This window comes from Synergistaceae bacterium, from assembly GCA_031267575.1.
Lineage (GTDB): Bacteria > Synergistota > Synergistia > Synergistales > Aminobacteriaceae > JAIRYN01.
The window spans coordinates 60,102-75,474 of sequence record JAIRYN010000052.1 but is presented as its reverse complement, the minus strand read 5'-3'; the positions used below and the strand labels follow the sequence as shown (position 1 = coordinate 75,474).

Below are 15,373 nucleotides of genomic sequence, written 5' to 3'. Positions count from 1 at the left end.
AGCACAAAAAAAGGAAGCATAAAAAGTGGAAAACGTCAGGATCTCGAAAAACTCAACAAAAACACCTCCAGAAGACTCCGTGAGGTTTACCAGTTTTTACCACGATGCCATTCTTCGACTGAGTCGCGACAAAATCGCGATGACCTGTTTTGTTTTTATTGTTTTCATGGCGTTGGTCGCTATTTTTGCCCCATTCATCACCCCGTATGACCAATCTTACCAAGATATCGAGGCCGTCATGTCCCGCTCCACTCCAAAACATTGGTTGGGAACCGACGAGTTCGGGCGCGATATTTTATCCCGTATCGTTTACGGCGCTCGCGTATCTCTGGCGGTGGGCATCGTCGCCGAGGCGATAGCCATCACCATCGGCGTGCTGTTGGGGGCTCTGGCCGGTTACTACGGCGGCAAAACGGACGCCGTGATCTCCAGAATTATTGAGATGTTCGCCGCCTTTCCCCAGATCCTTTTTGCCATTGTCATTATGTTCGTGTTTGGAACGGGGGTCATCAACGTTTTCTTCGCCATCGGTTTTGTGGGATGGACCAGCGTTGCCCGCGTCATTCGCGCGCAGGTCATTCAGTTGAAGGGAAACGAGTACGTGCAGGCGGCAAGGGCCAGCGGCGGAAGTAACTTGGCCATTGTGGTGCGTCACATGATTCCCAACTGCCTCTCCACAATCATCGTCATCGCCACGATGGAGATTCCCGCCGATATCATGTATGAAGCGAGCCTCAGCTTTCTGGGGCTTGGCGTACAGCCGCCTCAGTCCAGTTGGGGCGAGATGATCAGTGTCGCTCGGCGGCATTTGCGCTCGAATCCAGGATACAGCGTTTACCCAGGCATTGCGTTGGTGTTGACCGTGCTGGCTTTCAACCTGCTGGGGGATGCCTTGCGCGACGCTCTAGATCCCAAACTCAAAAACCTCTAGCCAGACGACGCAAATAATGCAAATCATGCAAACAATGCGAACAACAAACGACACTTTACTGGACGTCCGCAATCTGTCTACCTACTTTTACACCGACGAAGGCGTCGTTTACGCTCTGGATGACGTGAGCTTCAGCGTGAAAAAAGGAGAAACCCTGGGCATCGTTGGCGAGAGTGGCAGCGGCAAGAGCGTCGCGGCGCTCTCCATCATGAGGCTGGTCCAGACGCCGCCAGGCAAGATCGTGACTGGTGAGGTGCGAGTAGAGGGCGAAGATATCTTGAGGTTGAGCGAGAAAGAGATGCGCGCCGTGCGGGGAGGGAAAATTGCCATGGTCTTTCAGGAGCCCATGACCGCGCTGAATCCGGTGTACACCATCGGGAGCCAGATCATGGAGAGTCCGCGCATCCACCAGGGCATGTCCAGGAGACGGGCGCGGCGGGTCGCTATCAAAATGCTGGAAAAAGTGGGTATTCCCATGTCTGAGAAGCGTTTCGACGACTACCCTCACCAGCTTTCCGGAGGTATGCGTCAGCGTGTGATGATCGCCATCGCCTTGTGCTGCAATCCTGCCCTTTTAATCTGCGACGAACCTACCACCGCCTTAGATGTGACAATCCAAGCCCAGATTCTCGAACTGATCAACGAACTGAAAAAAGAATTGAACACCTCGGTGCTCATGATCACCCATGACTTGGGTGTTGTGGCCCAGGTGAGCCAAAGCGTACTGGTGATGTACGCGGGCAAGGTCATGGAATATGGCGGAGTGGAAGAAGTGTTTACAAATCCCTTTCACCCCTACACGAAGGCGTTGTTGGAGTCCATCCCCACCATCGAGAACCAGCGGAGACATCTTCACGTCATCGAGGGAATGGTACCCTCCCTGAGCCATCGACCCGGTGGCTGCCTGTTTCATCCCAGATGCGAGCGCCGCATGAAAATCTGCGAGACCCAGCGGCCCGAACTGACGACGGATTCCTCGGATTCCTCTAGCCGGCGGGTGCGTTGCTGGCTATACGACGCCGCTAGACTTTGAGTCCCGCGAAAACGCGAAAAGAGGATGATGACGTGAGCGAGGGAAAAACGGAAAAAACGGGGAAAATATTGCTTGCTCTGGAGAACCTGCGCAAGTGGTACGCCGTGCGGAGCTCCCGGTTCGGCACTGACAGAAATTACGTAAAGGCCGTGAACGACGTTTCCCTCACAATCCAACAAGGCGAGACTCTGGGTGTCGTTGGTGAGAGCGGCTGTGGAAAAACGACCCTGGGGCACATGATCATACGCCTCCTGGAGCCGACGGGAGGCAAAATAGAGTTCGACGGAAGGGACATCACGCGCTGCGACGAAAGACAATTGCGCCCGTTGCGCAAGGACATGCAGATCATCTTTCAGGACCCCTACTCTTCTTTGGACCCGCGCATGACCGTCGGGGACATCATCGCGGAGCCTTTCGTGTTTCAAAAAATGTACTCTAAGGCCGAGCGCAGGGAAAGAGTACGAGAGCTGATGGCGATGTGTGGACTGGATCCGATTTACGTGCGCCGCTACCCCCATGAATTTTCGGGCGGGCAACGCCAGCGTATCGGTATCGCGCGTTCCCTCGCCCTCACTCCCAAGCTGATGGTCTGCGACGAACCGGTATCGGCTTTGGATGTTTCGATCCAGTCCCAGATCATCAACCTGCTTACTGATCTTCAAACGAAAATGGGGCTTACCTACATGTTCATCTCTCACAACCTCAACGTGGTCTACCACATTTCGGACCGCATAGCCGTGATGTACCTGGGCTACGTGGTAGAGATCGGCAGTCGCGAGGACGTGTATTTCCACGCTGCTCACCCCTACACCCAGGCGCTGATCGGGTCCATTCTCAAAATCGAGTTCGGCGCGCCTCCGCTCAAAGCCCAACTGAAGGGCGACCTGCCCAGTTCGGTAAACCTTCCACCCGGTTGCCCCTTTGGTAGCCGCTGTCCCCACGTTTACGAGCGTTGCAAGGCCGAAACGCCCTCCCTGCGGGACCTCGCTCCGGGACACCAGGCCGCTTGCCACATGATTTAGGAATTTAGATGGACTCACTCGAATATATCCGTGTATATGGTATCATCTCATCGGTGCCCACAATACCGGCGCGGGTGCTTGTCGACGACAATCAGACGATAATGAAAGGAGGATTTGCGATGAAACTGGCCGAAGCTCTTAGTGAAAGGGCAGCATTACAACGCCAAAACAGAAGTATCGTGCGGCATATCGAAGAAAATGTTAGGTTGCCGGAAGACGAGGAACCGACCGTTAGCGTCGAGAATTTGATACGAGAGTACGAGACCAATATGCTTAGACTCTCCGAGTTGATAAGACGGATCAACAAAACCAACTGTCTAACGGAAATGGCCGGAAGAACCATTACCGACGCTATTGCCAGACGTGACTGCCTCTCTTCTCATATCAAAGCGTATACCGAGATTTATAACGAAGTCACAAGTCACAGCCGTAATCAATTCGACAAGGGAGAACCTCGTGTAAAATACGTGAGGTATTTAGACAGTCACAAACTTAAAGACAAAATCGACGGGTTATCTAAGGAGTTCCGACTATTAGACACGGAGTTGCAGGGAAAGAACTGGACTACTGAACTGATATAATGTAGTTTATGTAAAGTTTGGCAGAAAATCAAGGCGTGGCGCAAACCGGATAAGGGTTATCTTATCACGCGCATAAGCAATGAGCATAGGGCAGAAATAATGATGTTGTACCTATCGCAGCGCGATAAGACCGCTGTCCAGATATGTTATATGTTATTGTCACTACCAGCGTCAGATTGATTTTAGGGTGGGTTTGGGGAATTTTTGATATACTGGAGGTGTCATTGCTGAAAGGTAGAGCTTCAAAGGTAGAGTTTTAATTAGGTATTGGGCAAAGAGTTTATCTTATATCTTTTATCTTTATATCTTTATCTTTATATCTTTTAGCTTTTAGCAACTAATAGGTTATTGCTTGTTTAAAGTGCATGTTTTTATTTTTGCATTGCGCCAACTGTGCTAACGCCAAATCCAATAGGGGGTGTTTGCTTTCCGCTAAGATATGTCCATACACGCGTTTGGGCGACGAAGTCAATAATTTTGCGTAACCGCGGTTTTCCGAAATATGTTCAGGACTCGCCAACTTCAGGCAATAGAAATCATATACGAAATTGACGTAGAAAAACAGTTCAGACAATGTGCCTAATTTATTCCCCTTTGCTTTCAACTCGATAACGTGAACGCAATCTCCTTCAATAGCCCAAAGATCGATTGCGGCTTTGCGTCCCGGAAATATTCTTACTTCTTCGCTGCAAAGCCCCACAGGCAATTGGCGAAAAAATTCACTCGCGTTTATTTGGGTTAATTCACGGAGTTTGTCAGGGCTTTCGATGAAATGACGTTCTGCTTGAGCCTCGGGATTGTGGGATTCAGATGTCCTGGAATGCAACGGCGCATTCAACTTAAGATTTCGGTTTTTGTCAAAAACTTCGCAACAAAAAACTGAAGTAGCTGAGTTCAAGTTATCCGACAGGGAAAACCAATCGAAATTCTCATAAAATCGCTGCGCCCGATATAAAAAACGGTTGTAATGAAGACGCGATAAATCAAGAGAATCCGGAACATCCCCTTTTAAGATGACCTTATCATATTCGTGAGTTTTGGCAACCAGTGCCCATGCTTCAAAAGCGGCTCCATCGTTTTGCATGTTCATAGGCTGATCTCCCCATCCGAATCCCCTGGACGCCATTTGCATGATAAGAGTGTCGCCATCTTTTTCCAAGAAATCAATAGAACTTGGAAGATGTATATTTTTCAAACGCTCGAATCGCGATTTCATACTGACAAAACCTCCCTCAGTTTCAGAACTTTGTTCCAGAAATATCATACCAGTTTATCAGAGGAGGCAAACAGCGCGTCGAAGAACTTGGTTCTTTAGGTAGTGAACACTGATCAAGTTTGCTGCTCGACATTATTAATGTCTTATAGTAACATGTATAAAATTAGTCTAAAGCGACAAAGTGATACGGCATTTAACGAGAGGATGAATCTGTGGGATGAAACGCTTGTTTCTGCTGGTCTGGCGTGTTTTGGATTGGGTACAGCAAATCATAATGGTGACGACCTCTGTTGCCATTGTATTGTTGATCCTGGTACAAGTGGTGTTGCGTTACGGTTTTATGATGCCTTTGATGGGGGTCGAGGAGTTAGCCTGCCTGTGCGGATTTTGGCTCTACTTTACGGGAGCTGCCAACGGCTCGCGGGAGCGCAGTCACATCAAGGCGGACCTTTTGAATGTCTTCATCAAAAACGAACGGGTACTCTACGGCGCCAAAACGCTGGTTTCTCTGGTGTTGATCGTGCTGGCGGGGATTTTCACGGAGTGGACCATCAGCTATTTCCGCTGGTCTCTTCGGTCTTGGGAGCGTTCTCCCGCCCTGTCTATTCCCATGGTCTTCGCCCAGGCAAGCCTCATGATCAATGCGGCGCTGATGTTCTTCTATTTTTTTATTGAATTTCTGGACTACGCGCGGCAGGCCCTTGGATACGCGCCCTTCCACTTCACCGGACTCCAACCCTCATCATCCCAATCCACAGCACAGGAGAGTGAGTAACCCATGCATATCGTCATTGATCTCGTCATTCTGATCGGCACCATCATCGTAGGCATTCCCGTGCCCTTCTGCTTCATGGCCGCGACGCTCTACATGGGCGTCATCTACTTTCCGGACTTCTCCTTTCTGACGACCGTGGGCTTTCGGGGACTCAACTCTCTCACCCTTTTGTCCATTCCGTTTTTCATCATGGCCGGGTCCCTGATGAGTTCCGCAGGGATCGCCTCACGGCTGACGGAATTCGCCAACTCCATGCTGGGGCGCATACGCGGCGGTATGGGAGCCGCGACCATCGTAGCCTGCGCCATCTTTGGAGCCATTTCCGGGACCTGTTCCTCAGCTGTGGCTTGCATCGGCAGCATCATGATCCCGCGTCTGGAAGAACTGGGCTATCCGCGCAACTACAGTACCGCTATGGTCAGTTGCGCCGCGGTGCTGGGGCAGCTTATTCCCCCTTCTGTTCCCATGATTCTCTACGGATGGGTGACGCAACAGTCCGTGGCGGCCTGTTTTCTGGCGACGGTGATTCCGGGGATAATACTGATGACGGTGTTTTGCGTCATAAATTATTTTATGTGCAAAAAATTTCCCACAATCAAAGTAGATCCGCCTCTGCCGTCCGCTGCGCGCAATCGGGAGATCGGCCGCGCTTTTGGGAAAGGGTTTTGGAGTCTTTTGATGCCCATCATCATCCTGGGGGGCATCTATGGTGGTATCACCACGCCGACGGAGTCCGCGGCCGTGGCTGTGGCTTACTCCATTTTGGTGGGGTTCTTCGTTCACAAAGAGCTCAAGCTCAAAAGCCTGTGGGGCGCGTTCTGCGTGTCGGCGACCACCAGCGGCGTCATCTGCATGATGCTCTTTTTCGTGAGTATCCTGGGGCGCGTCTACACCATGCAACAGGTGCCTATGAAAATAGCGGATTACCTGTTGGGGGTCTCGGATAACAAATACGTCATTCTTCTGATGGTGAACGTGTTTCTCATCATTATTGGGATGCTGATGGATGACCTCAGCGGGACGATGCTGGTGGCTCCCCTCCTGATGCCCCTGATGATCAAGATCGGGGTGCATCCCGTCCACTTCGCGGCGATTCTGGGCACAAACCTGGGCCTGGGAAACGTCACGCCTCCCACGGCGCCCATTCTCTACCTGGGAGGCCGGATCGGCAACGTTCCCATCAACGAGTACATTCGCCCGGCGCTGGTTTACATGATCGTCGGACATCTTCCGATTATCATCCTGACGACCTACCTTCCTGAACTTTCCCTTTGGCTGCCGAGACTCGTGATGGGCATTAAATAAATCCCAAAAATCTAATATAAATCTAGTATAAATCTAGTATAAATGAGGAGGAATTGCAATGAGGAAATGGAGCATGTTTTGTTTCGCGCTGACGCTTTTCGTCGTTCTTTTGACGCCCGTAGCGGGCACGGCGGCGGAGCCTGAGTACAAGTGGCGTATGGCCCAGGTCCATCCGGTCGACAGCGACTACGACATCCGCGCCAAGGAGTTCGCCCGCAAGGTCGAGGAGCGCACTAACGGACGCATTCACATCGACGTCTTTTCGGGAGGGCTTCTGGGCGACTGGACGGAAACGTTCGAGATGCTGTCACGCGGCTCGCTGGAGGTGAACATGGCCCAGGCGAACTCCAATTTCGACCCTAAACTGAACCTGGCCTATTACTTCCCCTACCTTGTGAAGGACATCGAAGAGGCGAAGCAGGTTTATGGCAGCGATGGGTGGGCCTACAAGATCATTCAAGATCTTTGGGCGGCTCATAACGTCAAGGCTCTTGCGGTTATTCCTGTGGGCATGGCTGGGGTTTCCCTGAAGAGCAAGCCACCCAGCTACGCCGACCCTACGGTTCACAATCAGATGAAGGTTCGCGTCATGCCGATAAAACCCTGCGAGCTAACTTATGAGGCTATGGGTTACATCGCCACCCCGATCCCCTACGCCGAGGCCTACAGCGCCATCCAGACGGGGATCGCCGATGGTCAGATGGGCGGACCTCCCTTCCAGTCGTGGCAGTTTAAAGACATCAATAAAGTCTGGATTCAGTACAACGACTTTTTTGAGTCTTGGTGGGTCGCTTTGAACCTCGACCTGTGGAACAAGTTGAGCCCGGAAGACCAGGAGATTATTCAGGCGGTTGCCCTTGAAGAGTCCGCCATACAGTGGGAACGCGCCGCGGCGGAGGACGAGAAATATCGTCAGATGCTGAAGGATGAATATGGATGGGAGATCGTTATCCTAACGCCCGAAGAGCTGACCACGATGGCCGATCACGTCCGCAAGACCGTATGGCCGAAGATGGAGGAGCTGATCGGTAAGGATTTGATGGATCGCATTTACCAGGAATCCGGTATTCCTAGACCCTAGAATTTTTTCGCAAAAAGCTAGGCGGGGGGCCCCCCCGCCTTTTTTATATGGGGGTCAGGGGACGAGTCCCCTGCGGGTATGGGCAGAGCCCATGATTTTCTTGTTTAATTTATTTAAATTTCTTTAAAACGAAAGGCAGGGCAGTAACGATGAGAGATTTGACGCGATGTCTCAAACTGGTGGAGGAGGACAAAACTCTAACCTCTCCTGGAGGAAAGATCCCCTATTATCCCCTGGCCATCAAGAGGGGTCGGGGAGCAATGATTGAGGACCTCGACGGAAACCGATATATCGATATGCTTTCCAGCGCCGGCGCCGTCAACACCGGCCACTGCCACCCCAAAGTGGTGGAAGCCATTAAAAATCAGGCCGAAGAACTGCTTCTCTACACCCACGTCTATATGTACCACGAGCCCCTGGTGAAACTCACCAAAGAGCTGATCTCCATTGCGCCGGGAGATTATCGGAAGCGTGTTTTCTATGGGCTCTGTGGCTCGGACGCCAACGATGGCGCGATCAAAATGGCGCGGGCCGCCACGGGACGCTCCAAGATCGTTTCCTTCATTCGTTCCTACCACGGTAGCACCTATGGTGCTATATCCCTTTCCGCCGTCAGCCTGCCGATGAGCCGCAAAATCGGCCCACTTCTGCCTGATATTTTCCACATGCCCTACCCCGACCCCTACCGCCCTCCTGTGCCAGGGATGACGCCCGATCAGACATCGGACTACTGCATCGAGCAGATCCAGATTGCTTTCGCGAACTACATGCCCGCGGACGAGGTGGGGGCGTTCATCATCGAGCCGATACAGGGCGATTCCGGGCTGATCGTGCCTCCGGTGAAGTTCATGAAAGACCTTCGCGCCCTTTGCGACCAGCACGGGATTCTCCTGATTTCTGAGGAGGTGCAGCAGGGTTTTGGCCGCACGGGAAAGTGGTTCGGCATCGAGAACTTCGGCGTCGTGCCTGACGCCATTATCATGGGTAAGGCTATGGCCTCGGGGCTTCCGCTGAGCGGCGTGGTCGCGCGGGCCGAGCTGATGGAGGGGCTAGAGGCGCCCGTCCACTGCTTCACCATCGCGGGAAACCCCGTGTGTTGCGTGGCGTCCCTTGCCACCATCGAGGTGATTCGCGAGGAGAAACTCCTGTCTCACGCAACCGAGTTGGGCGATTACGCGCAAGAGCGTTTCCGGCAGATGCAGAGAAAATTCGACTTTATCGGCGACGTGCGCGGCATCGGTCTCTCCATCGGCGTGGACCTCGTCGTCGGTCGGGAGACAAAGGAACGCCACCGAACAGCGGCCGCGAAGATCTGCTATCGCGCGTGGGAAAAGGGACTGTTGCTTTCCTTCTTCAGCGGCTCCGTCCTGCGGATTCAGCCTCCGCTGATCATCAGTCAAGAGGAAATGAACAGGGCGTTGGATATCATTGAGGAAAGCATGGAAGATTTCGAGAAGGGCCGGATTCCCGACTCCGTCCTCGAAACAGTAAAGGGTTGGTAAAAACCCAAACGCCGTCTTCAACAAAAAGGCGGCGTCAATAACTCATTGACATATTCCCACGACTAAAGTCATGGGATTCTAAGATCGACAAAGACAGCCGACTGAAACCGGTCTTACGTCTTCTCCTTATAAGAGTGGATGCTGGCTTTATGGTTTATTAACGATGGATTCATTCGAACACATCTGTGTTCAATATTGGCTATCATCTTATCTGGTCTGGTGTCCCAAATATCGGCGCAAGGTGCTTGTTGGTGGTGTAGAAATCCGACTCAAAGAACTTTTATACGAGAAAGCTGATGAGATCGATGTTCAGATTGCGAAGCTTGATATCATGCCGGATCACATTCACGCCTTTGTCAAAACGCGGCCTATAAACGCTCCTCACTATATTGTCCGACAGCTCAAGGGCTATACCGCAAGAGTATTGCGCTTGGAACTTCCTCATCTCCTGAAAATGCCTTCTTTGCGAACACGTTCGTACTACTGTGAATCTGTTGTGAATCTGTTGTGAATCTGTAGGGCATATTTCAGATAAAACTATCATGAAGTATATCGAGGGGCAGAAAAATAAATGAGAACCTACGTTTTCAAACTCTACAAGGCCAAACGGAATAAACATCTTCACCATAAGATTAGCCTTGCCGGGTCGATCTACAATTATTTGATCGCGCTTCATCACCGCTACTATCGGATGTTCGGTAAAAGCCTCAATGTTATCCATGTTATCCGTTTGCAACGGCATATAACCAAACTGAAGAACACTAAACGCTACGGACACTGGAATAATATTGGCTCTCAGGCGATACAAGATATCGCGCAACGTATTGACAGAGCGTATAAACTGTTCTTCAGCAAGATATTAATGTGGCTGTAAATATTATCAGAGTAGGGGCATCCACGCTTAAAGGAGAAGACGTAAGACCGGTTTCAGTCGGCTGTCTTTGTCGATCTTAGAATCACATGACTTTAGTTGTGGAAGTATGTCAACAAAAGGTAGCGTCTTTATAATAAGGTAGCGTCTTTATAATTATGAAGGCACTTGAAAGGTCAATCCACTTATAGTCTCTATGTTTGTAATACAGAGGACTACGACGAAAGTTCTGTTATTATGCTGACACCGCTCTTTATCTTTTCGAGCAAGGGGTCTAGGCTTGGAAGCGAACAGCGGCTGTTTTTGACGGAGGAAAACGGGATTGAAAAAGTTAAATGTGAAAATTTGGGATTTAGGAATACGCGATGAATAAACTGGTAACCGATTTAAACATCGACTACAAGGCGTATCTGTTCCGTTTCGCCCTGGCGGCGCTTTTGACGGTGGGCGTCTACGCCGTGGTGGATTTTTGGACGCTGCGGAACTGGAAAACGGACGAGTCCCTGGTGGTGAAGGCCGAGCGAGTTGGCGAGGAGAGAATTCTGCCCCAGGAAGACGAGGATCCTTTTAGGATCGTGGAGTCGGATTTAACGATACAGATTCTGACCGGGGCCCAAAAAGGGCATTTCTTTCCGATAACCATTACCCAGATGGAGGGCGGAGGCATCGACGTGAAAAAGGGAGGACGATACATTCTCCTGGTCGACGTTTTCGACGATGGGGCCGTGCAATACTCCATAGCGGACACTTTTCGCATCCCCTCGGTGGTGGGGGTGGTAGTTTTCGCCTGCGCCTGCCTGATCGCTTTCGCCGGGCGGGCCGGAACGATGGCCTTGTTGGGACTGGGGCTATCCGTGGCCTGCCTTTTGTGGGTCTATATCCCTTTGGTGGCCAGGGGCGTTTCTCCCATACCTTTGGCTTTCGTGGCGGTGTTTTTCATTTCCACCGTCACTGTCTTTTGCGTCGTCCGCCGCAAGCAAGCCCGGATCGTGGCCTTGCTGGGAACCCTGGGCGGAGCCGCGGGCGCGTTTTTTCTAGGGTATTGTATGGTGGAATTCTGGCAGCTCTCCGGGCTGGCGGGAGAGGAGAGTACGTCTCTTCTGGTTACCACCATCGCAGGGATCGACATCAGGGGCGTGTTGTTGGCCTCCATTATCATCAGCGCCATCGGCGCGGTGTTGGATGTGGGTATTTCCATAACGGCCGCCATGTCGGAACTCGTGGAGTACGACCCTCAGATCCCCCCGCTTCGCCTCTGGACCGCCGGGATCCGCGTGGGGTCGGAGGTTCTAGGTAGCATGATCAACACGCTGATTTTGGCCTACTTGGGGACATCTTTACCTCTGGCTATCTTGATCAGCAACGCGGGAGCTGATTTCTGGGGCTTAATGAACGACCCCTATGTGGGGCAGGAGATCGTCCAGAGCCTTGCCGGTACCTCAGGGCTGTTGTTGACCATTCCCATCACGGCCACGTTCTTCGTTTTGCGGGAGACAATCCTGGGAAGAAATGTGTCGGAGGAAAAATCTTCATCTGAACTCTCATCTGAACTCTCATCTGAACTCTCACCTGAACTCTCACCTGAACTCTCACTCGAACTCTCACTCGAAACCCATTCGGACGCGGAAGAGGAGAAAATTCCATGAGGCGGCACCCCCAAAAAAACTGGCGGGCGGGCCGTTTTCAAGAGACCAAAGCCGTCATTGATATCGGCAGTAATTCCATCAAGATGCGCGTTGTGCGCAAACAGGGTCTTTTGCTGCGCACCTTGCTGGACACCACCGAGGTCGTGCGATTGGGCGCGGGTCTGGAGAAGGGTGTTCTCGACGAAGAAACCATACGACACGGGGTCGACGTGGTACGCAGATTGGTCCGGTTGGCCGGCGCATTGGGGGCCAGGCCCCGTCTGGTGGGGACAATGGCGCTGCGCGCAGCTCGGAACGCGGGGGATTTTGTCCGCCAGGTACGGGATCGCGCGGGCATTTCGGTGGAGGTCCTTTCAGGGGAAGAGGAGGCCCGGCTGGCTTGGCTGGGGGCCATCCACACCTTGGACGTCAAAGAAGGATCCAAAGAGGGACCCAAAGAGGGATCTAAAGAAGGATCCAAAGAGGGACCCAAAGAAAGATCTAAAGAAGGATCCAAAGAGGGCTCTACAGAAAGATCCACGGTGGTTTTCGACACCGGGGGGGGTAGCACAGAGTTCATTCTTGGCACGGGAAACAAAATAAAGAAATCCAAAAGCATTGCCGTGGGAGCGGTGTTTCTGACCGAAAAGTTTTTTAGCGCGGGGTCTATTGGACCCGTGGGGTCAGAGACTCCTATAAAGCCGGAGGCCGTGGACTCGGCGCGGCAATACATTCAGGAATGTCTTGTTCGGGAACGCTTCGCCGAGGAGTTTTCGTTTCCTTGCGATTCCGCGCCCTTCGTCATTGGTTTGGGCGGAGGAGTGGTGTCTATGGCGTCCGTCAAACTGGGACTGACGTCTCTCGTCCCCGACCAGATTAACGGAACCTTTTTAACGCGGAAGGATATTGACGGTCAGCTGGAACTTTACGCGCGTTCCAGCCTAGAGGAGCGTATGAAAATCGTGGGCTTGCCTCCCAAGCGGGCGGATATTATTCTCGCCAGCGCGTGCATTGTGCAATGCGCGCTAGAAGTTTTGAAAGCGGAGTCTTTTCGAGTCAGCATCAACGGCCTCCGTCACGGACTGCTGATTGAAATGTTCGGAGGCCGAAAAGGCGGGCGTTAAAGCAGAGAAGAGCATGTGTTGGACTGAGCGTCTCTGTTTGAAGCCAGAGACCGCAAGGGAAATTTTTCTGTCCTGGAAATGGAGGTGCTGTGATAATGTGGAAATTAATGAGGAGGAAATTAAGAATGCGGAATTTATGGACGAAAGAGTTGGGCGGAAAATGGCGCATCGTGGTGTCGGTGTTGATATTGATGTTATGGGGAGTGACGCTTGCGGCTGAGCCGGTCTGGGCCGCAGACGCAAATAGTCTGATCCAGGACTCCATCAACGTGATCAAGGCTATGGGGGAACAGTCCGACGTGGAGAGCATGGCAGACGTCATCAAAGACGCCCACGCGGTGGCCTTCATTCCGGCTATGGTGAAGGCGGGCTTGATCATCGGTGGCGAGTATGGAGAGGGGTTTATCCTCCGCAAAGAGGGCAATAAATGGTTCGGACCCAGCTTTTACAACATGGGAGGCGGGTCGTTGGGACTTCAGATCGGAGTGCAGAAGACGGCCTTTGTGCTGATCGTGAACAACGAAAAAGGCGTGGAGGCGTTTCTGCGTAGCAGGGCGAAACTGGGAGCGGACGTGGCCGTGGCCGCCGGGCCTGTCGGGAGGCGCGGGGACGCCGCCACGGATGGGCGATTGGAAGCCTCTATTTATAGCTACTCTATGACGAAGGGGTTGTTTGCAGGAGTTTCTTTAGACGGCGCCGCCTTGAGCATCAGCGTCAAAAGGAATAAAGAATATTGGAAGAAGGACATGGCCGCTGCCGACGCCTTGAAAACGCCCGCGACGGACAAACGCATTCTTCCCCTGATCCAGGAGATTCAGCGCATTTCGCAAAAGGCAAAAGGTTCCGGTCACGTTTAGGATGGCCGGAACTTGAAAACTTGAAGAAGTTTAGTTTAGGCGGTCTCCAGAGCAATCAGTTCTTGTAAAAACGGAGGCAAGACGAAGGCAGCCTTGTGGATTTCAGAGGTGTAATACCGGGTCCCCGCCATCCCTCGCAGGGGTATGGTGGGGTCCGGAGCCTTGGAAGCCGCGCCGTAAGTCCACATTCCTGTGGGGTAAGTGGGCACAGCTCCCCAATACATCCGCACGATAGGAAAAACCTTCCGCATTTCCTTGATAGACTGACGCATCAGTGCCGTATCAGCAAAGGGGGACTCCGTCAACTCCGTCAGGATGCCTTGAGGAGTCAATATTTTTTCGATGTTCATGTAGAATGGAGCCTGAAAAAGATTCGCCGCAAACTCCACGGGGTCGGTGCTGTCCACGATGGCCACGTCGAAGCGGTCGTCAGTGGTGTTGATATACTGAAGCGCGTCCATGCAACGCACATCTGCCCGGGGATCTTCCAGAGCGTAACTCATCATGGGAAGGTATTGCTTCGAGGCGTCGATCACCCCTTGATCAATGTCGATTAAAACGCACGTTTCCACTTCCGCGTGCCGGAGAACCTCCCGCAGGATCGCTCCGTCTCCGCCGCCCACAATCAACACGCGCCGGGGGTTGGGGTGAGCGCAGAGGGGCACGTGGGCCATCATCTCTGAGTAACAAAACTCGTCCCGTTCCGTCAATTGAATGGCTCCATCCAGGATCAACGCGCGCCCGTATTCGCGGGTATCCACAATCAAGAGGTCCTGATAGGGGGTCTTTTCCTGGTAAACCGTTCGTTCCACACGGAGAGAAAGGCGCGTGTCTCCGGTTTGCTCCTCCGTCAGCCACAGATCATTCACGCGCTTCGCGCGCGCCACGGGCTCCGTCTGAGTCCTGTCATTCATTCAGATTACCTCCTAGATTACCTTTGTACGCGCGAGACGCCGATGATAAAATATTATATACGATACAAGGTAAAAGCGAAAAAGGGGGCTTAATTGACATGAAACAAAGCGGAGAAAAAGATTCTCGTAAAGGTTCGATTTTCGCGCGAAGGCGGATGAGGTGGACCGTTCTCCTGATCTTGGCCTTGGCTCTGTCGTTGGTGCCGTCCGGGGTTTCTTTCGCTGTGGCCGGCGTCGTCATGGACGGCAGAGTCGAAGACGTTCCTGGTGTCCGGTTCGAGAATATGCTTTATGCCTGGGACAGTCTTGCCATTGACGTGGTGAACATGACGAACCAAAACATGATGTTTGGCGGAACTTTGACGTTTTTTGACCGCCGGGGTAGGCCCGTGGCCAGCGCTCGCCTGTTACCCAAGAAGATCATTCATGACAGCGTGGAGCGCTACAGAGGGTATTTCGTGGAGGGCACGGGAGAGACGGCACGCCGAGCTTCGCGGATTTTGTGGGAGTTCGGGCCTCGCTAACGAGCCGGAGAA

General features: G+C 52.4%; 15 protein-coding genes and 1 pseudogene. 14 read left to right on the top strand and 2 right to left on the bottom strand.

Annotation, left to right across the window (positions count from 1 at the left end):
• The first annotated feature begins 25 nt into the window (after nucleotides 1–25).
• The 4 genes from LBJ36_08865 to LBJ36_08850 all read left to right on the top strand — a co-directional run bounded on the left by LBJ36_08865 (nucleotide 26) and on the right by LBJ36_08850 (nucleotide 3,567).
• Nucleotides 26–931 (top strand): ABC transporter permease, encoded by a 906-nt coding sequence (locus LBJ36_08865; protein ID MDR1379147.1) that lies wholly within the window; start codon nucleotides 26–28, stop codon nucleotides 929–931.
• A 34-nt stretch (nucleotides 932–965) separates the two neighbouring features.
• Entirely contained in the window at nucleotides 966–1,964 is a 999-nt protein-coding gene (locus tag LBJ36_08860) for an ABC transporter ATP-binding protein (protein MDR1379146.1), read from the top strand.
• Nucleotides 1,965–1,996: 32 nt separating this feature from the next.
• Entirely contained in the window at nucleotides 1,997–2,986 is a 990-nt protein-coding gene (locus LBJ36_08855; protein ID MDR1379145.1) for an ATP-binding cassette domain-containing protein, read from the top strand.
• A 119-nt stretch (nucleotides 2,987–3,105) separates the two neighbouring features.
• A complete protein-coding gene (locus LBJ36_08850; GenBank protein MDR1379144.1) occupies nucleotides 3,106–3,567 on the top strand; it encodes a DIP1984 family protein in 462 nt (153 codons plus the stop codon).
• Between the two features lie 337 nt (nucleotides 3,568–3,904).
• On the opposite strand, the gene LBJ36_08845 is transcribed toward LBJ36_08850, so the two are convergent.
• Nucleotides 3,905–4,783, bottom strand: a complete 879-nt coding sequence (locus LBJ36_08845; GenBank protein ID MDR1379143.1) for a hypothetical protein — start codon at nucleotides 4,781–4,783, stop codon at nucleotides 3,905–3,907.
• A 217-nt stretch (nucleotides 4,784–5,000) separates the two neighbouring features.
• Here LBJ36_08845 and LBJ36_08840 point away from each other — a divergent pair, with 217 nt between their 5' ends.
• From LBJ36_08840 to LBJ36_08800, 9 genes and pseudogenes are all read left to right on the top strand, one after another.
• Nucleotides 5,001–5,558, top strand: a complete 558-nt coding sequence (locus LBJ36_08840; GenBank protein ID MDR1379142.1) for a TRAP transporter small permease subunit — start codon at nucleotides 5,001–5,003, stop codon at nucleotides 5,556–5,558.
• A gap of 3 nt (nucleotides 5,559–5,561) precedes the next feature.
• Entirely contained in the window at nucleotides 5,562–6,863 is a 1,302-nt protein-coding gene (locus LBJ36_08835; GenBank protein ID MDR1379141.1) for a TRAP transporter large permease, read from the top strand.
• A 58-nt stretch (nucleotides 6,864–6,921) separates the two neighbouring features.
• Nucleotides 6,922–7,944, top strand: coding sequence for a TRAP transporter substrate-binding protein DctP (gene dctP, locus LBJ36_08830; protein MDR1379140.1), 1,023 nt, complete (start codon nucleotides 6,922–6,924; stop codon nucleotides 7,942–7,944).
• Nucleotides 7,945–8,093: 149 nt separating this feature from the next.
• Nucleotides 8,094–9,446: an aspartate aminotransferase family protein gene (locus tag LBJ36_08825; GenBank protein MDR1379139.1), complete on the top strand. Its 1,353-nt coding sequence runs from the start codon at nucleotides 8,094–8,096 to the stop codon at nucleotides 9,444–9,446.
• Nucleotides 9,447–9,609: 163 nt separating this feature from the next.
• Nucleotides 9,610–10,021 (top strand): annotated as a pseudogene (gene tnpA, locus LBJ36_08820) (IS200/IS605 family transposase).
• A complete protein-coding gene (locus LBJ36_08815; protein MDR1379138.1) occupies nucleotides 10,018–10,320 on the top strand; it encodes a hypothetical protein in 303 nt (100 codons plus the stop codon). Before tnpA ends, LBJ36_08815 begins: the two are co-directional and overlap by 4 nt.
• Nucleotides 10,321–10,682: 362 nt before the next feature.
• Nucleotides 10,683–11,963 (top strand): YibE/F family protein, encoded by a 1,281-nt coding sequence (locus tag LBJ36_08810; protein MDR1379137.1) that lies wholly within the window; start codon nucleotides 10,683–10,685, stop codon nucleotides 11,961–11,963.
• Nucleotides 11,960–13,066 carry a hypothetical protein gene (locus tag LBJ36_08805; GenBank protein ID MDR1379136.1) on the top strand — a complete coding sequence of 369 codons (1,107 nt, stop codon included), beginning with the start codon at nucleotides 11,960–11,962 and terminating at the stop codon, nucleotides 13,064–13,066. Before LBJ36_08810 ends, LBJ36_08805 begins: the two co-directional genes overlap by 4 nt.
• A gap of 125 nt (nucleotides 13,067–13,191) precedes the next feature.
• A complete protein-coding gene (locus tag LBJ36_08800) occupies nucleotides 13,192–13,923 on the top strand; it encodes a lipid-binding SYLF domain-containing protein (protein ID MDR1379135.1) in 732 nt (243 codons plus the stop codon).
• 35 nt (nucleotides 13,924–13,958) lie between these two features.
• Here the strand turns inward: LBJ36_08800 and speE are convergent, their stop codons facing one another.
• The gene (speE, locus tag LBJ36_08795) at nucleotides 13,959–14,837 is read right to left on the bottom strand and encodes a polyamine aminopropyltransferase (protein MDR1379134.1); all 879 of its coding nucleotides are present in this window, start codon (nucleotides 14,835–14,837) and stop codon (nucleotides 13,959–13,961) included.
• 98 nt (nucleotides 14,838–14,935) lie between these two features.
• Between speE and LBJ36_08790 the strand changes: the two genes are divergently transcribed.
• Nucleotides 14,936–15,361, top strand: a complete 426-nt coding sequence (locus tag LBJ36_08790; GenBank protein MDR1379133.1) for a hypothetical protein — start codon at nucleotides 14,936–14,938, stop codon at nucleotides 15,359–15,361.
• The last annotated feature ends 12 nt before the right edge of the window (nucleotides 15,362–15,373 follow it).